Source organism: Oxalobacteraceae sp. CFBP 8761 (assembly GCA_014841595.1).
GTDB lineage: Bacteria > Pseudomonadota > Gammaproteobacteria > Burkholderiales > Burkholderiaceae_D > Telluria.
In genome coordinates this window covers 402,014-424,502 of record JACYUE010000002.1, presented here as the reverse complement: position 1 = coordinate 424,502, position 22,489 = coordinate 402,014, and the positions used below count along the sequence as shown (strand labels likewise).

The window sequence follows — 22,489 nt, the reverse complement described above, 5'->3', positions numbered from 1 at the left end:
CGGGGATTAGCCGTTGATCGAAACGATCTGGATTTCGGTGAAGTTTTGGCGATGGCCCATACGCTTCTGGTAGTGCTTACGACGACGCATCTTGAAGATACGCACTTTGTCGTGGCGACCCTGCGAAACCACTTTCACCAGCACCGTTGCACCTTCGACCAGCGGAGCACCAAACTTGATGCTTTCGCCTTCGCCAAGGGCGAGGACCTGATCGATCGTGAGTTCGGAACCAATGTCTGCCGGTATCTGTTCTACTTTAAGTTTTTCACCAGCGACAACTTTGTATTGCTTGCCACCGGTTTTTATGACCGCGTACATGATTTGAAACCTCATCAAATGTTAAAAGAACCCCTCGGCGCGTCGACCTGCGCTTGACACGCAGGACTAATCTTAAGCCGGGGAACAGAGGATTATACATAAGTCGGTGCAGTGCGTCAAAACCATTCGGCGATCGCTTCACGGCATCGGGCAGCATCCATGGCTGCATCGCCCGCTCTCTCGCAAGCGCACCCCTCTCAGCCCGACGGTTCGCCCTCCCATGACGTATAATCGCCTCACTCTTATAGTTAACCCAACGCTCACGCAGGTCAGCCTTGTCAGCCGCTACCCAACACGCCCAACAGAACACCATCGTCCAGTCGATCGCGCCCGATATGGAGGCCGTCAACACGGTGATCCGCCAGCGGCTGCATTCCGAAGTCACGCTGGTCAACCAGATCGCCGAGTACATCATCAGTGCCGGCGGCAAGCGCATCCGTCCAGTACTGGTGCTGCTGCTGGCCAATGCCTATGGCTACCGGGGCACCGCGCACCACGAGCTGGCCGCCGTCGTCGAATTCATCCACACCGCCACGCTGCTGCATGACGACGTCGTCGACGAATCGTCAATGCGCCGCGGCCGCCAGACCGCCAACGCGCTGTTCGGCAACGCCGCCTCGGTGCTGGTCGGCGACTTCCTCTACTCGCGCGCGTTCCAGATGATGGTTGGCCTGGATAGCATGCGCATCATGCAGATCCTGTCCGACGCCACCAACGTGATCGCCGAAGGCGAAGTGCTGCAACTGCTGAACATGCACGACCCGGACGTGACCGAAGCGAGCTACCTGCTCGTGATCCGCTCCAAGACCGCCAAGCTGTTCGAAGCCGCTGCCGAACTGGGCGCGCTGATCGCCGGCGCGAATGACGCCCAGATCGCCGCCGCCGGCGAATACGGCCGCTCGCTGGGCACCGCATTCCAGCTGATCGACGACGTGCTCGACTACGCTGGCGACGCCGCCGAGATCGGCAAGAACCTGGGGGACGATCTGCGCGAAGGCAAACCGACCCTGCCCCTGATCTGGCTGATGGAACACGGCACGCCAGAGCAGCGCGAACTGGTGCGCAGCTGCATCGAGCAAGGCGACGAAGCACAATTCGACGCCGTGCTGGCCGCCGTGACGTCGAGCGGTGCGCTTGATTACACGCGGGCACAGGCCGAACAAGCGGCGCGCCGGGCATCGGAAGCGATTGCCGGCTTGCCCGACAGCCTGTTCAAGAACAGCCTGCTGCAACTGAGCAGCTTTGCCGTTGACAGGAACCACTAAGCGATTTTATATTACGACCATCCCGGGGTGGTTGTACGTACATCCCGAATCGTCGGGGTGTAGCTTAGCCCGGTAGAGCGCTACGTTCGGGACGTAGAGGCCGGAGGTTCGAATCCTCTCACCCCGACCAGACAACAAAAAGCCAGACGACGCGTCAGCCGGTCTGGCTTTTCATTTGTCCATGCCTGGATCAGTGGTCGTCTTGCGCGATACCGCGCCGCGTCACGTTGCGATTGTCGTCATGCTGCGATTGCAGCGTTCACAGCATCAGAACCCGTTTCCTTCCGCAGCAATACACGCCATGGTAGTACTGCGAATTTTTACCGCAAATGACACACCCGAATTCCGGCACGCCCGGCGGCTTGGCTTTATACGCCTTGACCTCGACGCCATTGGCGTCCCAGCTCGTTCCCATCAATTCAAAGCCTGCGGCACTGGCCTCAGATGCCGACGCCGCTTCATATGCCAGAAACAACACGGTGTCACGCTTGTTGGTGGCGCTGTATTCCGCAGCCCGTGCCTGCCATGAGGCAAAACTGTTCATCGTGTGCTGTCCTGGTCTGAAAGATGGTCTGATGCGGTCGATCAACCACAAGTTGCCAGTCTACATCAGTGCCGTGCCGCCGACGTTCAGGCGCCAGCTTACAGCCCAGCACGCCCTGAAGAGAACGCCGAAACGTTTTTGAGTTTTCAACAATACTTTGATTTATAAAAATTTAGCCCGGCCCAGGACACGAATACAAAATCAGAGGTTCCGTTCGGGACGTAGAGGCCGGAGGTTCGAATCCTCTCACCCCGACCAGACAATCAAAAGCCAGACCGGCAAACCGGCCTGGCTTTTTTATTACCCGCCTTTCGGCATCAGGCCGCGATGCTGCATATGCGGCTTACGGCGCAACGCCAACCGTATGCTGCAGATTGTTGAACCCGGTCGACGCTTCCCACGTATTGCTGTTGGCCAGCTGGATCGCATACTCGGGACGATCGCGCAGCGACGTCTGTGGATCCGGCAAGTTCAGCAGCACCGAGTACGAACCCGCCGCCATATTGGCCGGCAGCGCCACGGTCTGGTTGATCGTCACGGTCTGGTTCGACAGCCAATGGCGCGGGTCGGTTGCCAGCTTGACGCGATGGGTTGCCCCGCTCGCCGTGTTACGGAACACCAGTTCCACGTCGCGGCTGTTGAATGGCGCCGACCAGCCCTCGTTCTGCAGCTGCAGGTTGACGACGAAGCCGCCACCCGGTTTCGCCGTGCGCGAGAACGCACCGCTCTTGAGCACGAAGCGGTAGCCCAGCTTTTGCTTGACCTGGGTGAAGCAACCCTGCGTTTTCCAGTTGTTCAGCACCGTCGTGTTGTAGTCCAGGTTCAGGTACGACCAGTGGAAGCGACCCATTTCGGCAAGGGCAGTCGGGCAATCGCTGCGTGGCGGCGCATAGTTGCAGGTCTCGCCGCCCGATGCGACGTAGTTCGTTTCCGCCGCCAGGTACGGGAACTCCACCGATGGATTGATGTAGGTGCCGTAGTCCGACGCGTTGGACAGGAAGCAATCGTTGTGGTGGCCCAGGCGCGCCTTGGCCGAACCGTTGTAGGCCTCGCTCGCGCTCAAGGCGGTCGGGGTGTACAGCTTGGTCTTGAACAGCGGCATGCGCAACTGCACCATGCGTTCAGCAGGCACCACTTGCAGCAGCTTGTCGACCACAGATTTGCGGTCAGCAATGTTTTTGGCGGTCATGTTGTAGCTGTCGCCATAGTTGTTGGTGTTGCCCCACTCGCCCCACGCACCGATCAGGCCGGCCTGCACGACGGCGATGATGTCCTTGTTGGCCGTCAGGTACGGTGCCAGCTGCGTCAGGTGGGTGTTGACCATCGCCGGGGTCGCATCCACCGGTGAGTTGTTGTCGTTGTAGGCGAAGCGGACGATGGCTTTCAGGCCAGCCTTGCGCACCGTGTCCATCTGTTGCTGGAACAGATTGAGCGTGGACTGGCTGATCGGTGCGTTGACGAAGCTGCGCAGATAGAACACGCACAGCATCAACGATTCACCACCCGACGTGCGGAAGCTCGTCAGTTGCGATTGGCTCAGCGGCGTCTCGCAGCCAACGTGGCGATAAAAGCCGCGCTCCGGGTTGGTGATGACGGCCGTGCTGGCGGTGTAGTTCACTGGCACCGTGGTGCCCGGGGTTGGCGTTGGGGTCGGCGTTGGCGTTGGCGTCGGCGTCGGCGTCGGCGTGGGCGTCGGCGTTGGTGTTGGCGTCGGCGTTGGCGTCGGTGTTGGCGTTGGCGTCGGTGTCGGTGTCGGCGTCGTCTTGGTGATCGACAGGCGCAGGATCGGCGAGAGTTGCGCTGGTGGATCGGTCTGGGTGATGAGGCTGATGTTGTCCGCGCCGCCGAGCTCGGCACGAGTCACCGTCATCGTTGCCAGGTTATTGGCCGATGCGTACGGCACGGTTTTGACGAAGGTCCAGGCCCAGGAGCCGTTGCTGCCGCTGTAGCGGTACAGGCGGCCATTCTCGATCATGTAACCGGCGCCGACGCCGTTGAATGCATAGCCGGTCGTGGTCACGGCATCGTTATCGATGTACACGCGCACCCAGGCCGGCGTGCCGGCGTAACGAATGCGGATGCTAAGATTGGTGCCGTCGCTGCTGGCTGTCGTCGGGCCCGCCGTGACCGAGGCCAGCGCCACAGGCGCAGCGACGGCAGCCGACATCAGCGCCGGGCTGGAAAGAAGCCCGGCGCACAGCAGTGCGAGCCCGATTGGGCGACGTACGGAAGGAATGGAATTGATGTGAATAGGTGACATTTGATAATCGCTTTATATAAAAATCCAACAACCGGCGCGTGACGATCCAGTCGCCGCTTGCAGCGCAAGTGGCGGGAAGCATCCGCAGACGAAGAGCGTGACGATCCCGCTGCCGCTCGCATCGGAGTGGCAGGGATATCCGCAGGACCTGCTGAAATGGACTAGCTGTATCGACTGGCGATCAGCTAGCGGCGGGGAGCGCGGCAAAACGCTATGGTGGATAACTGGCGACGAGAAGACGGATTGGTCTTCCCATGACATGACGCGAGAAAGCGCACACAGACATCCCCTGCTGGGCGTGCTGTGGCTACAACGATGTGCTATCGATCATGGCATCTCCTCATTCCTAAAATCATGAAACCGTTTGAGTTTCCTCAAAGCGATTGGTTCCAAGAAATAAAAAATAATTTCTTTGAGAAAAAGTCACCGCTTTCGGTTCCTGCCAGCCCAAATGGATGTAGTGGGCTAGCAGAAATTCAGCGCCAACGTCTGATGTGTGTCAGAAAAATGCTTCTTAAAAATTCAAACACTGGCGTTGGAGATGCTTCGGCTCAATTAGTTCCCAAAATATTTTTCTTTGGGAAAACTGAAACGTTGCAACATTGTTCTAATCAATTGCAAATTGGGAATTTTTTAAATGCGTGACGCAGCCGGAGCGTGCTTGAGGCTGGTAGAGAAACGATGAGGTTGGTAAAACAACAGGCGGGGGGATTACTGCTTGTGGGTTGTGATGACACTACGTGGTTCACTCAGCAACAACGTCAGCCTTGACGTCATGCGTGCAGGTTGACGGCATGAAGACGGTTTCCCACATGCGCGATATTTTCTCCATCGAGAACCGCTCTCGCGCATCGACGGCGCGCTGCGCGAATCTGGCCCGCGCACGGCTGTCACGCATCAGGGTATCGAGCGCCGACGCCATGCCGTCGACGTCACCGGGCGCCACCAGCACGCCATCGATCCCGTGGCGGATGATGTCCCGCGGACCGGTATCGCAATCGAAGCTCACCGCCGGCAAGCCGTACGCCATGGCTTCGACCAGCGTGTTGGGGAAGCCCTCGAAATGCGAACTCATGGCGTAGAGACTGGCCTGCGCGTACCAGTCGCCCACATTGCCGACACTGCCGGGCAAGAACACGCGCTGCCCCAGTCCGCCGGCCTGCACCTGCGCAGCCAGTGCAGGACGCTGCGCACCCTCGCCCAGGATGACGAGGTCCCAGTCCAGGTGCGCGGTTGCCAGCCGGGCAAAGATGGCAATCAGGGTCGTGAAGTTTTTCTCGTCGCTGAGCCGGCCAACCCCCAGCAGGATCTGGCGGCCGGGCGCGCACGAGGTCGCGGGACTCACATGCGGCGCATGCTGCGCCAACGGCCACACGACAGGGTTCGGGATCACGGGAATGCGCCGGGCACGGGAATGGCGCTCCAGCCAGTGCGCGCATTCGTGCGTCAGCGCGACGACAGCGTGCAAGTGGCCGTAGGCATGACGCCGCAACGTTTCCCAAATCACGCCCATCGGCGCCTTGGGCGGGAAGTTATGTTCGGAGCCGACCGTGCGCATGCCAGGCAGCCCGCGCGCCGCCAGTGCCAGCACGACATTGGCCGTGTGCATGGCGGACAAGGCCACAGCGGGCTGCACCTCGCGCAATACCCGGCGCAGCGCACGCGCGCGCCGGGCCGTGCGCACGAACCCGGCCAGCAAGCCACCGCCCTGTCCAGCCAGATCAAGGCAGCGGCGACCGACGCCGGCATCGAGCACGTAAAAATCACGCGCCTGCGGGGCCACGGTCACCACCGTGACGGCCCAGCCGAGCGACGCCCAGTGGTTGGCCAGATTGGCGACCACCCGCTCGGCGCCGCCATTTTCCAGCGAGTGAATGTAGATCAGTAATCGCATCGTCGACCGTTGCCTCCAGGTTTCATTGCACCACCAACGGCATATGCCCGGAATGCGCGTACTGCGCCAGGTGACGGTCCAGGCAGACCGTGCCGGGCGTGATGCTGGCCGATGGATTGGCGACGACGCGGCCGTCGAAGTCACCGGCAATCGTGCCGTGCAGCACGATACGGTCCCATACCCGGGACGTGGTCGCCTTGACGAAACGGGCTTCGTGGTCGAACAGAAACAGTGTCGTGGCGGGAGCAGCATTGGCGACATGGACCGTGACGTCGATGTTGCGGATCGCGCCGTCCGGTTCAGCGCCCTGGTGATAAAGGTGAACATGGCTGCCGTAGTTGCCCTCGCCCGAGGCCTCGAGCGCGATCCGTACGTTTTTTACATTGCCCACGCTCGCGCCGCCGCAAATCAGTGCGATGAGCCCATTGCTACCAGGCCACTGGGCGGTACTGGACACCATTACCCGGATGTCGGCATTGCGCAGCGCCGACGCGATGACGGCCCGCCGCACGTCGTGACATACCAGATCGATATCGGCGTTCTCCCTGATGAAACTGGCGTTGACGCCGTAATACGCGTAGCGCACTTCGCCGTGTACACGAATGTTGGAAAGCAAGCGCCGCGTGGCAGCGTTGTTATGCGACGAGAGCAGACTCACGACCCGTTCGGCGTAGCAGTCGACCAGCGTGAAGCCGTGGCTCGGCCGGTCCGCCTGGATGCCCACACACACCATGCCGCGCCAGTCGGGCCGCGGGTCGAATCCTGTATCGGCGAAGCTGGCGCCGGCAATCGTGATGTTCTGAAAATTGAAAAAGTAAAACAGGTTGGGCATGACGTTGGCGTCTGTCGTGACCGTAAACAGGGCGCCGTACGCCGAGATGGCAATGTCGCGCGCATTGCGGCACAGGACGAACGTGGCGGCGTCGGTGCAGCGTCCAAAATCATAAACGCCGCGCGGCACCAGCAGCGTACCGCCGCCCTGCACTGCCAGATCATCGAGTGCCTGGCGAAATGCCCCGACCAGCGCTGCCGTGCGCGCCCCGGGCAAACCGCCGTAGTCGGCCAGGCTGACGATGGCTGGCGGTACCATGGCGGCCTTGATGCCGCTCACCTGAGTACGCCTGGGCTGGCCTCCCGTTGCATCGCCAACCGGTGCTGGCAACAATGCCGCCGCCGCGCCCAGGGCGGCGCCACGCAGCAGCAAGTTGCGCCGCCTTGTTGACAGGCTCTTCATCTGGTCACCATGCTGGCAAAGCATCACTTGCGGCGCTGTAACAGGTAAAACGCCTTGAACACGAGTCGCGCCCAGGTCGCCCGCTTGTGCTGGTGCAGCCGTTGCTTGGTCGACCGCATGGCCGCAGCGATTGTGGCGCCGATCGCATGATCGATGTTGCGCAGCAGTTTTATGGGCGAACGATAGAGATGCACTTCATCCATGTAAAACGGCACGCCCAGCAAGCGTTCCTTGAAAGCGAACACGCCGCCGCCCAGATAGAACCGGGTTCCGCCGCGCACGATGCTTTCGCAGATCGTCAGGAAGACGCACAACTTGCCAAGCCCGAATTTTTCATACTGGGGGTCGTACCCCATCGCGTCGCCAAAGAAGCTGGCGCCAACCCGGTAATTGACGGAGCCGGCGCAGATGCGGCCGTCGATCAGGATCACGTGCACGAATCCGCACAGCCTGGCCAACCGGGCAAGACGCGCCACGTCGTAAAAAAACACGGCGTCGCCGGCATTGATCTTTTGTTCGCTCAACGCAACGATCGCCCGGATATGGTCTTCGTCGATATCATCGTTGACGAAAAAGCGCGACTCGAACGACGGAAAGTGGCGCCGGATGCCATTCAGGCCCTGGTTGATGCTGGCGCGCGTGGACTTGCCGATGCCCGCCTTGTAGGCATCGGGCGTGGCGGGCAGCGTGACGACATAGCTGCCCTTGGCCGGGTACTGTTGCACCGGAAATCCGAGCTCGCCGGCCGCAGTCTTGATGGCCTTGAAACTGATGACGTCAATCTGCGGGAAATGCGCGAAAACATACGCCACGAAGCGCGCCATCTCGGCCTGGGGGACCTCGATCATTTCGTTGATGACGTCGATCCGGCGACCGTTGAACGTAAACAGCAAGACCGTGCTGGGCCCGCCGGCGCTGTGGGCCAGATAGCAACTGGCATTCTCGATCGACCGGAACACCTTGAAAAACGCCAGTGACGAATGCAGCGACGCATAGGTCGTCACCAGGGCTTCTTCGACGTCGGCGGGCAGTTGCCCGACGTGACACGTGACGCTGTCGGGCGGGGGAGTCAATGCGCTTGCATGCATGCCGGTTGCTCCTGTTGCAGGTTGGCCGGGCTGAAACCACAGCGCGCCAGATTGTTGTCCAGTTCAGCGCTCAGGCTGCCCTGGTAGTGAATCGCCGATTGGGGATCGCGGCGGCGGATGTCCTGCACGACGCCTGCGATGAATGCCTCGACCAGATCGGGCTGCATGCATTGCCGATGCACGTACAAGCCGGACAGGACCATGCCTTCGCCCCCCGCCCTCCCTTTCGCCCAGCAAAACAGGCCCAGCCGGTTGCTCTGGACGAGGCTATAGAAATGGTCGGTTCGTTCCATCCGCTTCATGACGGTGTTCAAGAATGCGCAGTAACCCGATGCCGCATCGTTGGCGTCAAATTGCAGCACATCGGGCAAGCTGTCGCGGGATGGCAGCAGCGCCCCTGCGGCCCCGCGGAGAGACGCGGATCGAAGGGTGCGAGAGACGACTGCAGGGCGTGCGCGACGCCGCAGCCACCCGGCGGCGAGACTTGCCCAGCGCTGCGGCCGGATGCCATGCACGATGGCGAGTACGTCATGGTGACGCCAGCCGGCCCGGCTCGCCAGTGCCCTGGCGGCATCGATCAGACGCTGGCGCGCCGCCGTCAGCAAGAAGCTGCGCAGATCGCGGTGGATCGTCAGTGTCGAGACGTGATCGTGCGCCGTCGCAAAATGCTCCTTGTACCCATCGCCGCCCGGCGTCAGGTCGAGCAGCGGCATCTGCTGCGCCGCGAGATGCACGCCCAGCATGGCCAGGAGCAAATTGCCTGGGGAGTGGGCAGATGTGGCCGGGTGATAGGTATTGATCCCGAGATGCACGGCCCGGCCCGCGCTCAAGAGGCCGATGTGGGATGCAGCAATGGCGCCGTCCACCGTCAGGATCGTGACGTGCAGCAGTCCTTGCCGGTGCAGCGCGATGTAAAAACGCTTTTTTGCTGCGTCGAGCATGAACGGCCTTGCGCGATACAGCGCCGCCTGCCTGAAATCATACTGGTCGCAAATGGCGTCGATGACGCGCAAGAAATGGGCATGCTCGACGACCTGCTCGAACCGCACTGCGCCCAGCCGGCCCAGGCGATTGCTATTTTGCCGGTGATTTTTCTTGTTGCGCTGCCGGTGCATCGCGACCGGGTCGATCTGCATCAGTGGCCGGCGCACGGACCGCAGCGTCACCCACCGTCGTGCATCGGATGCATCGTTGCGCCACGCATCGAGCCAGGACAGCGGCGTGCCGGCCGGCAGGTAACGCAACGCGAGATCGGCGCGCGGAAGGTGTTCGCGAATGGCCTGCAGCGCCCCGGTAATGAACGATGTGCCGGCATCCGGAGGCTGCAGCCAGCCCTGGTATTCGGCATGGCATTCACCGGCACCGGTGAGGCGCTGGCCCTTGTCGTCCAGAGCCAGCGGCAACAGGCCGACCAGCGCGCCGTCGTCGGTTTCCTGCAGGACGACAACGGGCACGAACAGCCCCGCGTACAAGCCGTACCACGGCAACACGAAATCGGGATGCTGGCAGGCAGTGGCCCAAGGGCAGGCAGCATGCAGTGCCCGCCACGCCGTGACGAATGTCTGCGCGCCGATATGGGCCAGTGCGGCGTCGCCGGTCAGTAAGCGCAGCGCCATATCAGACTTGCGCCGTTGTTTCGAGGCCCTGCACGGCATGTGCGTGCCCATTGGCTTCGATCTGCCGCAGCGCGCTCAGGTAGCGCGCAATCACGACGTTTTCATCGAATTGCGCGACGACCTTGGTCCTGCCCGCCTGGCCCATGGCCAGGCGCTGCGCCTGCGTCAGGCCGACCATCCGGATCATCTTGTCGGCCAGGTCGGCCGCATCTTTTACATTGCATAGCAAGCCATTGGCCTGATGCTCCACGATATCCTTGCAGCCGGCCACATTCGTGGCAATGATCGGACGTGCCATCGCCGCCGCCTCGAGCAACGTATGCGGCACGCCCTCGCGGTACGACGGCAACACGACGCAATCGGCACGCGCCAGGTAGGGCCTGACGTCGTCGGTCTCTTTCATGTACTCGATCAGACCGCTGGTTTTCCAGCCCGCGATCCGCTCAACCGGGATCGAGTTCGGATTGTGCGCATCGATCGGCCCCAGCAGCTGGAACCGCACCCCTGGCAACTGCTGACGCACGATGCGCGCTGCGGCGGCGTATTCCTCAATACCTTTGTCGCGAAGCATCCTGGCCACCAGCAAGAAACAAAACGCCTCCGCTGCGGGTAGCTGCACCGGATCCGGCTGGAATTGCTGCAAGTCGATCCCGGAGCCGGGCAGGACTTCGACCACGTCGGGCCGCGCCAGGCCCGCGTCGACGAACAGCTTGCAATCATCGGCATTCTGGAAGAACACCCGGTTCGAATGCCTGAGCGAGCAGCGGTACAGCTGCTTGACGAGGTACGTTAATGGAGAGTTGTTGATGAAGGTCGCGCCGAGACCCGCGATATTGTTGATGACCGGAATACCGAGCCGGTGCGCGGCAATCGATCCATAGATGTTCGGCTTGATCGTGTAGCCCAGATAGGCCAGCGGACGCACCGATTGCAAGACACGCCAATACTTGACCAGCAGCGACAAGTCGCGACTGGGGCTGGTGCCGTTATTGTCCATTGAAACGGTCTTGAAACGACAGCCGAGCGATGCCAGCCGGTGCGCATAGGCATCGGCGGGCGCCATGACCATGACGTCATAGCCTTGCGCAATCAGGGCCTTGACCAGGCCGGAGCGAAAATTGTGGATATTCCAGGCGGTATTAACCGAAATAACGATTTTCTTGTTCATGGTGTTCATCCTCAGGAAGATCGGACGCGATGCACGAGGGTCATGTCGCCAGTGGGCATGGGGCCGCGACAGCCGGCGGCGCCGGGCAGTGCAGCGCGGCGTCATCCGCTTCACGGTGCGGCCCGGCCTGCTGTTCGAGCCACGACTGGAACATCAGGACATCCCACAAGTGGTATTGCCAGTTGCGGCGGCCATCCAGGTGCTCGCGCCAGCGGGTGCGCAACAGCGCAGGCTCGAAGAAGCCTTCGCTGCGCAGCCGCGACTCGGCCAGCAGGGTTTCGGCCCAGTCGCGCAGCGGGCCCCGCAGCCAGTCGCCAATGGGCACGCCAAAGCCCATTTTGGGCCGCTCGATGAGTGCTTGCGGCACGTAGCGATACAACACCTGCCGCAGCGCCCACTTGCCCACGCCATCGCGCAGTTTCAGCGCCAGCGGCAACCGTGCGGCGAATTCAATCACGCGGTGATCCAGAAACGGCACCCGCGTTTCCAGCGACACGCTCATGGCTGCCCGGTCAACCTTGACCAGGATGTCGTCAGGCAGGTAGGTCAGCGTGTCGAGCGCCATCATGCGTTCGACACCACCGAGCCCGGCCAGCACCGGCGCGGCGCCGCGCAGCAAGGTGGGCGGCTCATGGCCACCGATCACGAGTGCGGCCGGATCGTCCCAGTGCGACACGAGGCCGAGGTACACCGCGTCGAGCGACGCGCTGGCCATGATGTGCGCGCCTTTGTGCAGCTTGTCGCCCGTGTTGGCAAAGCGCATGGCGCGCGGCAGACACGGCCTCAGCGTGCGCGCCAGCCGGTTCCACGAAGCCACCGGCATCCGCGTGATGCCCCGTGCAGCGAGCCGGCGTACGGGCAACGGCGCCGCGCTGATCGACTTCCACAGGTGCGCGGCGAAACCATAGCGGGTGTAGCCGCAAAACAGTTCGTCACCGGCGTCGCCCGACAGCGACACCGTGACGTGCCGACGCGCCAGCTGGGATACCAGGAACGTGGGAATCTGGGACGAGTCGGAGAACGGCTCGTCGTACATCGACGGCAGCCGTGGAATCACGGACTGGGCCTGCGCGGCTGTCACGTACAGCTCGGTGTGATCGGTGCCGAGATGACGGGCCACGGCTTTTGCATGGGGCGCCTCGTCGAAGCCCTGCTCGTGAAACCCGATCGAAAATGTCTGCACCGGCCGTGTTGAACAAGCCTGCATCAGCGCGACGATCGTCGACGAGTCGACGCCGCCGGACAGAAACGCACCCAGCGGGACGTCAGCCATCATCTGCGCGCCGACGGCGGCCCTGAGCAAGGTGTCGAGCGCCTCGACGGCTTGCGCTGGCGTGCCCGCAAACGGCGTGGCCGCGCCCGCCGTGCACTGCTGTGCTGCCGACCAATACGTGTGCAGCACCGGTTCCGGGCGCCCCGCCGAGACGGTGAGCAGGCAGCCCGGCGGCAGCTTGGCGATGCCGCGATAGATCGAATGCGGCGCCGGCACATAACTGTGCCGCAGTTGCAGGCACAGCGCCGCGCGATCGATATCGGCAGCACAGGCCGGATGTGCGCGCAGTGCCTTGAGTTCGGAACCGAACAGGAACACCGCATCGTCTCCCCTGCCCTGCCAGCCGTAATACAGGGGCTTTTCGCCGACGCGGTCGCGCCCCAGCGTCAGCACGCCCGTCTGCCGGTCCCAGACGGCAAAGGCGAACATGCCGATGGCGCGTTCGACCGTGGCCGCAATGCCCCACGCATCGAAACCGGCAAGCAACGTTTCGGTATCGGAACGACCGCGCCACCCGCACACACCGGCACTCGCCTCGAGCTCGTTGCGCATGGCCAGGTGGTTATAGATTTCGCCGTTGAAGACAAGCACGAAGCGGTTCGAGCACGAGCGCATCGGTTGCTGACCGGCCGGGGACAGGTCGATGATCGCCAGGCGCCGGTGGCCCAGGGCGATGCCATGCTCGCCGTCGGACCAGTAGCCGGCGTCGTCGGGGCCACGATGGTAGATCGCATCGGTCATGCGCCTGAGCCAGCCGACCTGATCAGTTGCCGGTAAAGGCGCCGCAGCCAGAAATCCAGTGAATCCGCACATCAGAGTTCCCCTCTCGCAATGACGCCTTCATAAATGCGCTCGAAGCGCGCCCGCACGCACCCCATCGTGAACCGGGCGCCGATCCGCGCCCTGGCCTGCTGCCCCATTTGCCTGCGATGCGCGGGGTCCAGCGCTACCAGTCCCGCCACGCCCTGCGCGAGCGCGTCGGCGTTGGCCCGGGGCACCAGCACGCCCGTGTCCGCCATCAGGACGGCGACGTCGCCAACATCGGTTGCCACGCACGGCAACCCCATCGCCATCGCCTCGCCCACCACATTGGGAAAAGCCTCGGTGCGCGAGGAGAGGCAGAAAATGTCCATGGCGGACAGGCAGATGGCAATGTCGGTGCGTTCGCCCAGCAAGACGAAGCGCTCCGTGTAACCCGTGGCAGCGATCCAGCGCAACAGTTCGGCGTTGTCTGCATCCAGGTTCTTGCCAATCATCAGGAAGCGCAGCTGCGGGTAACGGCTGGCAAGCTGGCCGGCGGCGTTGACGAAGTTGGCATAGTCCTTGTCGAGGTTGAAACGCCCCAGCGTACCGAGCACGATGTCGTCAGCCGCAAAGCCGCAGCGTGCCCGCAGCGCTGCGCGCTCGTCATGGCCGGGCGTGAATGCCGACAGATCGAAGCCATTGCCCACGACCACCATCCGGTTGGCATCGTAGCCAAGCAGGGAATGGGAGCGGCGCGCCGCCTCGGCCACGCACACAATGGTGTGCGGCACCCAGCGCGACAACGAGGCGCACAGATAGCGCACAAACGCGGTGCTGCGCGCACAGCCGCCGTCGACATCGGTCGTGCGAACGCCCCAGATGACATTGCGGTTGCCGGCGAGCCGGGCTGCCAGGCCGCCGAGAAAATCGGCGTGATAGAGCCAGGTCTGGACGATATCGGGACGCATCGTGCGCATCAGGCGGATCAGGCGCACGAGGTCGCTGACGGGCGCGCGCCGCACATCGAGCACGATCAGCGTGATGCCGGACGCGACAAACCGCGAATACATGCCGCCGCCTGGGCTGAGGGCAATGACCGTGTGGCGGTACTGGCTATCGCGAAACGCGAGGATGAGCCGGTACAGCGCCATCTCGGCGCCCCCCACTGCCAGGCCGGTGATGACATGCAGTACGTGGCGCATCATGACGGATCCCGTGCGCCCGGCACGGCGGGCGAAGTAAAGGCAGTTGCGGAGGCAGAAGCGGAGGGGGAAGCCGATGCTGAGGCAAAGTCGGCCATGCATTGGCTTTGCATGCCATGGGTGTCGGCCAGGCGCTGGTAGTGGCGCAGCAACACTTCGAGCTGTGCCAGATTCTCATCCAGGTTCACGCCAAAATTGTGCGGATGCCACCACAGATGAAATGTACTACCCTCACGCGCTGCCAGCGCCATCCCCTGCTTCAGGCGACGCAGGCGCAGGGGCAACAACGCACGGTGCCGCCGCGACCACGGGTAGAGAAACTGGCTCCCCGGCACATTCACCAGTGCGCCATGCGACTGCGGGCGTACGGTGCGCTTGCCGCTCAGCGGCAGGCAGGCATCGGCAAAGCGTGCTGCGCGACCGGCAATGCCGCCGACCACGGCGTCGCCATGGCGGTACAACGGGTGCCGCGCATTGCCGCGATAAACCTGAATCGCCGCCTGGGACAGAATGGGGAGGAAAGCCGCGACAATCTGATTGCGTGGCAGTACCGCGCTACGCAAGCTGGCACCCATGCCGGCAGCCACCGATTGCGCGCATGCGAGGTCCGCCGCAAATTGCGCCGGTGATGCGCCCGCTTCATTGCAATAGAAATGACCATAGGTGTGCGTCCCCAGTTCTTGCCCCTGCGCTGCCAGGATTTGCTCGACCAGTGGCCGAGCGAAGAACAGCCGCGGATAGCTGCGTACGAACTGGTCCATGCCATACGGTGACAGCGAACGGCGTGCATAGCCTGGCAAGAGCGCCGGCCGGGTGGCGCGCCAGTCATCGTAGTTGCGGCACATGATCATCCCGACCGTTGCCCAGGTCACGCGCACACCGTAGCGCGCGAACAAGGCCAGCATACGGGGCACGGCCTGCCATTCGCCCAGCACATTGCGCCCGTAGCCAGCAATCGTCTGCGTATCGGCGACGCCCCAGAACAGCTCGAAGTCGAGCGAAATGACAAATTTTGCGAAAGCCATGGTTGAGTACGAAGAGCGCGTCGTCGATACCGTTTGTGCGTGCAAGCACGCGTGATGTGATGCAGGCCGGGCCGGTCGGGTCATGACATGCTGGACGGCGTTTTTTCGGCGCTAGCGCGCCATGCGTTGCCTGGGCCAGGGCCAAGGCGTCAGTGAGCCGGCCGGTGCACTGCCCGGCATGGCGCATAACAGCGCGAACGTGGCCAGCCAGTACGAGGCGGCATCGAGCATCTGATGGGTGAACATCGACATGAACGCGAACAGGAATGCCATCGCATACCGCAACCCCGGATCGCTGAAAAACCTGCTTTTACAGAGCATGATGAGCATCCATCCCCATAATAAAATCCCCATGACGCCATATTCGGCCGCTAAAAGAAGAAGCTGGTTATGCGTGCTTCCCCGGTGTCGCCAAAAATGCGTGGCGCCAGCACCTGAACCAAATAAAGGGTTTTGAAGAAATAAATCCCAACCAGCCCGAATCACACCTGCCCGCTCTTCCGAGCTATCATCATCGAAGGTAAAGCTGGAGAAGAAGTTGAGCCTCGACAGAATATTGGTGGCTGCGTCTTCAAATTCTTCTCTGGAAGATATATAACTTTCGAAGCTGCCGATAAAGACGAGAAGAATACCGATCGCAATTGTCAGTGATATCACAGCGGATTTCGGTAATGTTCGTTTGTAAATAAAGAGCCCCAGCAATACCATCCACGCAATGATTGCGGCACGGGAAAATGTGGTCAGGATGGCGATCCCGGCCAATAAAAACAGGGGCATCCGATAGCGGCGATCAAGCACGGCAAAGCCGAGTACCACGATGTGCAGGATGGCTTCTCCAGCCAGGTTCGGATTGATGAACATGGCTGCCGCCCGCCCAAGCACTGCACCGGTCAGATCAACCGGATACAACAATCCTGGATTGGCAAAATCGACGATGACGGCGCATGGCACGACGGCCATAAGGACGAACATGATCCGCAAATACATTCTCGCGGGGGAGATATAGGCAACGAATCCCAGGAACAGGGCGAACAGAATATATTGTTCGCGTGTCGTGATCATGGAGCGCCTGGCTTCGGCATGCATATCCATGAACGCAGCCCCTCCAACGTCCGCGCTGGCAGGAAAACCAGCCAAGTGGATCATATTCAAAGAAAATAATAATAATGCCCACAACGCGAATGGCGACACCAGGTAATCGCCAAGTGCCTGCCACCGTATGGCCATCAGCGGCGCAATGAATGCAAAGATGCCGAAATAAATAAACTTCGGTAATAATCGCGTATCGAGGACATATAAATAAACCGGCAGATTGGCGTACATGGCGCCAAGCGCAACCGCCATCAACAGCGTGTGGTATCTGACGAAAAACCGGTGGTCAGTGCGTGGCGGTGTTCGTGACCCATGCCAGTTGGGCAGCCTCGCTTCGTTGCCGGCGGCGAGGTCATGGTTCATGGGCAGGGTCTTCCGTTGCAACCAACCGGCTGTCTGCATGGCTGACTTCGTGGTTGCCTGCATGGCTGACTTTTTGCGTGCCTGCATGGCTGAGTTTGTGGCCACCTGCATGAGCCAGTGCCTGACTGCCGCACAGCGACAAAAACAATGTTTCCCACATCTGCCCGATCTTCTCGACCGAGAAGCGCTCCCTCGCCTGCGTCGCATTGATCGCCAACTGCCCGCGCAATGCCGCGTCTCCCATCAGGCGTGACAATGCCTCGCTCAGGGCGGCGATATCATCTGGCGGGACCAGCAGACCGTCGATACCGTGCCGGATGATGTCCCGCGGCCCTGTATTGCAATCGACGCTGACCGCAGGCACGCCATGAGCCATCGCTTCGGACAGGACGTTGGGAAAGCCTTCGGAAAACGAGGTCAGCGCAAAGAGATCGGCCTGGCCATACCAGTACGCGACATTGCCGGCCATCCCTGGCATGGCCACGCGCTGCACCAGTCCCATGCCCCCGATCGTCGCTGCCAGCCGGGCACGCTCGGGCCCCTCCCCAAGAATGACCAGATCCCACTCCGGAAAGGCACCCGCCAGGCGCGCGAACGCGACGATCAGTGCATCGAAGTTTTTCACGGGGTCGAGGCGCCCGACGGCGAGCAGGCGCTTGCGCTGCGGCTGGCACAGTCTGGGAAGACTGCGCCGCGGCGGATTGTCCGGCAGTGGCCAGGCGATGGCATTGGGAATGACGACCACCCGTGACGCCGATGTTCGCGTTTCGATCCAGTGCGCGCACTCGCCCGTCAACGCCACCATGGCCGACAGCCTGCCGTACAGCGTGCGGCGCAGAACGTGCCACAGGCGGCCGAGCGGTGCGTGCGGCGGATAGCAACGCTCGGAACCGATCGTCTGCAACGCTGGCAACCACAGGCTGGCAAGGGCCAGCAGCACATTTGGCGTGCTCATCATTGCGAGCGCGATGTCTGGCCGAAGACTGCGCAACAGGCGCCGCAACGCCATCACCCGCCTTGTGTTCTGCCACAGGCCATGGAGCGCATGGCGACTGGCCCCGGCCAGATCGAGCGAAATGCGCCCTACCCTGCGATCGAGCGGATAAAAATCGGCGCTGACCGGCGCCAGCGTGACGATGGTCACCTCGCTCCCCTTGCGCGCCCAGAAGTTGGCCAGTGTGCACGCGGCGCGCTCTGCGCCGCCGGCGGACAAGCTATGCATCAGCAACAGGATCTTCACTGGATGCGCTCCATCGTTCAGAGACACGGCGCAGGGCGCCGTGGTGGCGACCGGCGCCGCAGCGCCAGCCAGAAGAACAGCGCGTTGAGACCGTACACCGCCATCGTCGCCAGCGCGATGCCATTGACGCCAAGACGTGGCACCAACAAGATGTTGCCAAGTACCTTACCGCCACAGCCGATGACGCCGGACCAGGCAATCAAGCCGTAGCGGCGCTGGCTGAGGGCGTAGCTCACCAGCACCATCGACGCAAAATAGAAGGGCAACTGCGGCAAGCCGTAGCGCAATACCGTGGCGACCTGCGCCGTATCGGTGGCACCGAACTGCCCCCGCTCGAACAGGAGCCGTATCACCCACGGCGCGGCGAGATAGCTCAACAGCATGACGGCGACCCCACCGGCGAACATCAGGCGCGCCCACGACACGGCGACACGGTAGACCTGCCCTTCAGCATCGGCGCTGACCTGCGAGAACACCGGCAGCGTGGCGCGCGAAACGGCGATGGCTGCCAGGCCGAGAATCAGCGACAACACCCGATTCGCGTAGCCCAGCGTGGCGAGCGCCCCGGTCCCGAGGCCAACCGCGTAAAACTGATCGATAATCACGGTAAAGCTCAACAAGGCCTGACCAGCGAGCATGATGCCGAAGCCTTGCCAGAACCATTGCCACTGGGCAGAGTCTCTGGTGAAGACAGGCGCTTCGAGTTCGCGGCGCCTCGACATCGGCGCCAGGAGCGCCAGCAGGTGGCAGGCGCAGCCGGCAATCGTGCCCCAGACAAGGGGGTTGATACCGCCGCCAGCAAATAGCAGGACTGCGGCTGTAATGAACAGCGTTGGCACGCATTCGAGCAAGGTGTTGACGTGGCGCTGCGCCGCAAGCAACCACGTCGATAGCAGCGCGACCAGCAGGCCCAGGGGCAGCATGAGGATCAGGCCGGGAAGCGCCATCGCGGCGAGCTGCGCCGAGTGCGCCGGCAAGCCGCTGCGGTCGAACCGCAACAAGGCGCCGATGCCCAGCCACCCGAGCAGCGCCAGCGTCATGCCCAGCACTAGCGTAAAACCGGCCAGTTCGGCGCGAAAACGCGGGATCGCCTGCGGAATGGACTCGCGCATGCGCGCCACCAGCGGCACGAGCACTGCAGTCAGCACGCTGGCCCAGATGCCGAGTGGCCAGGACACCAGGTTGTACACGAACTGGTAAGCATCCACCTCGGCGGCAAGGCCGTAGCGGTAGGCGACGGCCATTTCTTTCATCGCGCTCATCAGCTTGCCGAGCAGAGTGAACAGCGCCACAGTCAGCAGCCCGCGGAAAATCGCGAGATGCTGCGGATCGGCGATGCGGCACCGTGCGCCGAGCGTATCGAGCAGACTCACTTGCCCTCCGCGTCACAGCTGGGCGACATCGTCAGCGCCTGCGGCAGATGCTTGGCCGGCGTGGGCATGGTTTACACCACGCCTGCCGTGGCTTTATCACTGGCGCCGATGCTGGCGCCAGTGCTGGCAACAGTGCTGGTAACGTGGTCCGCAACAGCGCCGGCGACTTCGTCCGCAACCGTGCTGACAAACTCGTCCCCAACCGTGCCGGCAAATTCGCTGGCAACAGCGCCCGCACCCGGCGTGGGATTGCCAAGGTGCTTGCGATACCAAGGCACAGCCGCCTTGAGGCCGGCATCGATGCGGTAAGCCGGCGCATACCCGAGTTCACGCATGGCCTTGCTCACATCCGCCCGCGAATGGCGCACATCGCCGGCGCGAAACGCGGTGTGACACGGTTCCATGATTGCCGTTACACCCTGCGTGGTGAGAATAGTTTTTAGGGAGGCGAACAACTGGTTCAGCGACGTTGCTTCGTTCACGGCCACGTTATAGACCGCACTGCCTGCCTCGACCGGCGTCATCGCCGCCAGCAGATTCGCCTGCACGGCATTCTCGACATAGCAAAAGTCGCGACTCGTGTTGCCGTCGCCATGAATCTGCACCTGGCGACCTGCCATCATCGCTGCGATCCATGTCGGGATCACGGCAGCATAGGCGCCGTTTGGATCTTGGCGCTTGCCGAACACGTTGAAGTAACGCAGCCCCACGGTGCGCAGTCCGTAGCAACGGAAAAATACGTCGGCATACAGCTCATTGACGTACTTCGTCAGCGCATAGGGTGACAGCGGCTTGCCGATGCGCTCTTCTACCTTGGGCAGATCGGGGTGGTCGCCATAGGTCGAACTGGACGCCGCATACACGAACGACGTCACCTGCGCATCGCGCGCCGCCACCAGCATGTGAAGAAAGCCGTTGATATTGGCGTCGTTGGTAGCGAGCGGGTCCGCAATCGAGCGTGGCACCGAACCCAGCGCGGCCTGGTGCAGCACCTTGTCGACGTTGGCGACGGCCAGCCGGCACATGTGCGGATCGCGGATATCTCCATGCAGGAAAGTGAAGCGCTGCCATTGGCTGGCGGTGACAAGACTGCGCACTTCATCCAGGTTGCGCTGAAAGCCGGTCGACAGATTGTCCAGGCCAACGACGGTCTGGTCGAGCTTTAACAGCGTTTCAAGCAGATTGGAACCGATGAAGCCCGCGCAGCCGGTGATCAGCCACCGCTGGGGATGCGCGCGCAGCGCCTTCTGGATATTGTCGAAGTTGGACATGGACCGGTTCCTGTCAGGGGTGGCAAATGGGATGGATGTGCTGGGTGTGGGCGAGGCCGCATCGGTCAGACCGCCCTGCTTCTGGGCTGGGGCCGCAGACCGAGAATGACGGCGGGGCGGCGGCAGCGCCCCCAATGGCCTCGCACGAGGCGCATGTAGACCGCCACGTAGATCACCATCTGCGCCAGGACCAGCGCCACCGCAGCGGGCACGGTATCGCCGAGCAGCACGGCGGCAATCGTCGCGGCGCTGAGCCAGGCGGTGACGAAGCAGGCCACGCCCGCATTGCGGCGCCATGTGTAGCGGACGACGCGGATCTTGTTGCAGGCAACGCGGCGGTAAAACAGCGAGTGCAGATGCAGGCGGTCAGGCGCACCGACCAGGGCGCTGTGCAGGAACTTTCGGCGATACATGCTGAACAGGACCTCGATCACCGGGTACGCGTAGATGGCGAGAATCTGCCAAGCGTTGATGCCGGGATTGCGCACAATCGTCAGAACTGCCACTTCTGCCGCCCAGAAGCCGATGAAATACGCGCCACCGTCGCCCATGAACAGGCGGCCGGTCGGGTAATTGAGCAGCAGGAAGCCGATGGTGGCACCTATCCCGGCAAGGGCCAGCAGGGTGACGATGGGATCCCCGGCCTGCCATGCCAGAAACCCAGCGCCGGCAAGAATGACGACGATCGTGCCAACGGCGACGCCGTTGAAACCGTCGACGATATTGATGGCATTGGAGACACCGGCCACTGCAAACGCGGTCACGGCAAACGATACGGGAAGCCAGTGCAGGACGCCGTCGAGCGCCCAGATATCCAGGCGCGGCAGATGCGCTTCCACCAGCCAGGCGGCGAGCACGGCGCTGGTCAGAATGGCGCACAGCCGGAGACGGACCGATACTCGCTTGGTCAGGTCTTCGACGATGCCGGCCAAAAAAGCTGGCAGTGCTGCCAGCAACAGCAGCAAAATGAGCGCGTTTGTTTCGGTTTGCAGCGCTAGCGGATAGCCCACCAGAGCACCATACGCCGGGACGGCCAGTACGCCCGCCACCATGGCCACGCCACCAGTGCGTGAAACCATGTTCTTGTGAACTTTCTGGATACCATTGACATCGATATCAAATGAAAACCTGCCATGCCAACGCTCGGTGAGGATATTGAGCATGCAAATGAACAAGCTGACCAGCAATGCCAATAAAAACGTTTCGAGAAGCGGGAGCATTACTTCAGGCGGCAACACGGATTCAACATCATTAAAATTTTTTATCGCCATTACGCCCTCCGTTTTGATCTGAAAAACGTTCGACAGGCACATGCACGGCTCAGAATGACGATGTTATCGATACGCACGATATTCGTTTAGGCCGTCTTTAAACTGGTGTTTACTTTAGCAAATTGGCGAGTAAAAAAACGTTGAAAATATCGATGCATTGACCGTCTCACCTCCGTCATCAGATGCATTTTTATGATTGGTTTCTTTAGCGATCAATCCATTAGAAAATATCGAACGACATACGTCCA

At 61.9% G+C, this 22,489-nt stretch carries 18 protein-coding genes and 1 tRNA gene; 3 read left to right on the top strand and 16 right to left on the bottom strand.

All coding sequences use genetic code 11. From position 1 onward, the window contains the following. Positions 1-6 precede the first annotated feature (6 nt). Positions 7-318, bottom strand: coding sequence for a 50S ribosomal protein L21 (gene rplU, locus IFU00_14305; protein MBD8543454.1), 312 nt, complete (start codon positions 316-318; stop codon positions 7-9). A 275-nt stretch (positions 319-593) separates the two neighbouring features. Between rplU and ispB the strand changes: the two genes are divergently transcribed. Both ispB and IFU00_14295 read left to right on the top strand, forming a co-directional pair. After that, a complete protein-coding gene (gene ispB, locus IFU00_14300; protein MBD8543453.1) occupies positions 594-1,583 on the top strand; it encodes an octaprenyl diphosphate synthase in 990 nt (329 codons plus the stop codon). 53 nt (positions 1,584-1,636) lie between these two features. Beyond that, positions 1,637-1,713: transfer RNA gene (locus IFU00_14295), tRNA-Pro, on the top strand. A 129-nt stretch (positions 1,714-1,842) separates the two neighbouring features. Here the strand turns inward: IFU00_14295 and IFU00_14290 are convergent. Both IFU00_14290 and IFU00_14285 read right to left on the bottom strand, forming a co-directional pair. Beyond that, positions 1,843-2,127 (bottom strand): hypothetical protein, encoded by a 285-nt coding sequence (locus IFU00_14290; protein ID MBD8543452.1) that lies wholly within the window; start codon positions 2,125-2,127, stop codon positions 1,843-1,845. 343 nt (positions 2,128-2,470) lie between these two features. Beyond that, complete coding sequence (locus IFU00_14285) at positions 2,471-4,294, bottom strand: DUF4832 domain-containing protein (GenBank protein ID MBD8543451.1); 1,824 nt, start codon at positions 4,292-4,294, stop codon at positions 2,471-2,473. 447 nt (positions 4,295-4,741) lie between these two features. Between IFU00_14285 and IFU00_14280 the strand changes: the two genes are divergently transcribed. Continuing rightward, on the top strand, positions 4,742-5,032 hold the full coding sequence (locus IFU00_14280) for a hypothetical protein (GenBank protein MBD8543450.1): 291 nt from the start codon (positions 4,742-4,744) through the stop codon (positions 5,030-5,032). A gap of 100 nt (positions 5,033-5,132) precedes the next feature. On the opposite strand, the gene IFU00_14275 is transcribed toward IFU00_14280, so the two are convergent. From IFU00_14275 to IFU00_14215, 13 genes are all read right to left on the bottom strand, one after another. Beyond that, positions 5,133-6,281: a glycosyltransferase family 4 protein gene (locus IFU00_14275; GenBank protein MBD8543449.1), complete on the bottom strand. Its 1,149-nt coding sequence runs from the start codon at positions 6,279-6,281 to the stop codon at positions 5,133-5,135. 22 nt (positions 6,282-6,303) lie between these two features. Then, positions 6,304-7,515, bottom strand: a complete 1,212-nt coding sequence (locus IFU00_14270; protein ID MBD8543448.1) for a hypothetical protein — start codon at positions 7,513-7,515, stop codon at positions 6,304-6,306. A 23-nt stretch (positions 7,516-7,538) separates the two neighbouring features. Next, on the bottom strand, positions 7,539-8,603 hold the full coding sequence (locus IFU00_14265; GenBank protein MBD8543447.1) for a GNAT family N-acetyltransferase: 1,065 nt from the start codon (positions 8,601-8,603) through the stop codon (positions 7,539-7,541). Continuing rightward, positions 8,585-10,219: a GNAT family N-acetyltransferase gene (locus tag IFU00_14260; protein MBD8543446.1), complete on the bottom strand. Its 1,635-nt coding sequence runs from the start codon at positions 10,217-10,219 to the stop codon at positions 8,585-8,587. The genes IFU00_14265 and IFU00_14260 overlap by 19 nt, the downstream gene beginning before the upstream one ends. Before the next feature lies 1 nt (position 10,220). After that, positions 10,221-11,387 (bottom strand): glycosyltransferase family 4 protein, encoded by a 1,167-nt coding sequence (locus IFU00_14255; GenBank protein ID MBD8543445.1) that lies wholly within the window; start codon positions 11,385-11,387, stop codon positions 10,221-10,223. Positions 11,388-11,427: 40 nt separating this feature from the next. Then, positions 11,428-13,473, bottom strand: a complete 2,046-nt coding sequence (gene asnB, locus IFU00_14250) for an asparagine synthase (glutamine-hydrolyzing) (protein ID MBD8543444.1) — start codon at positions 13,471-13,473, stop codon at positions 11,428-11,430. After that, the gene (locus IFU00_14245) at positions 13,473-14,606 is read right to left on the bottom strand and encodes a glycosyltransferase (protein MBD8543443.1); all 1,134 of its coding nucleotides are present in this window, start codon (positions 14,604-14,606) and stop codon (positions 13,473-13,475) included. Before IFU00_14245 ends, asnB begins: the two co-directional genes overlap by 1 nt. Further along, positions 14,606-15,715 (bottom strand): hypothetical protein, encoded by a 1,110-nt coding sequence (locus IFU00_14240; GenBank protein MBD8543442.1) that lies wholly within the window; start codon positions 15,713-15,715, stop codon positions 14,606-14,608. The genes IFU00_14245 and IFU00_14240 overlap by 1 nt, the downstream gene beginning before the upstream one ends. Positions 15,716-15,742: 27 nt before the next feature. Then, entirely contained in the window at positions 15,743-17,086 is a 1,344-nt protein-coding gene (locus IFU00_14235) for an O-antigen ligase family protein (GenBank protein MBD8543441.1), read from the bottom strand. After that, positions 17,076-18,308 (bottom strand): glycosyltransferase family 4 protein, encoded by a 1,233-nt coding sequence (locus tag IFU00_14230; protein MBD8543440.1) that lies wholly within the window; start codon positions 18,306-18,308, stop codon positions 17,076-17,078. The genes IFU00_14235 and IFU00_14230 overlap by 11 nt, the downstream gene beginning before the upstream one ends. A 35-nt stretch (positions 18,309-18,343) precedes the next feature. Continuing rightward, positions 18,344-19,699, bottom strand: coding sequence for a polysaccharide biosynthesis C-terminal domain-containing protein (locus tag IFU00_14225; protein ID MBD8543439.1), 1,356 nt, complete (start codon positions 19,697-19,699; stop codon positions 18,344-18,346). A 71-nt stretch (positions 19,700-19,770) separates the two neighbouring features. Next, positions 19,771-20,970, bottom strand: coding sequence for an SDR family oxidoreductase (locus IFU00_14220; GenBank protein ID MBD8543438.1), 1,200 nt, complete (start codon positions 20,968-20,970; stop codon positions 19,771-19,773). A gap of 65 nt (positions 20,971-21,035) precedes the next feature. Then, positions 21,036-22,283, bottom strand: coding sequence for a glycosyltransferase family 4 protein (locus IFU00_14215; GenBank protein ID MBD8543437.1), 1,248 nt, complete (start codon positions 22,281-22,283; stop codon positions 21,036-21,038). Positions 22,284-22,489: the final 206 nt, after the last annotated feature.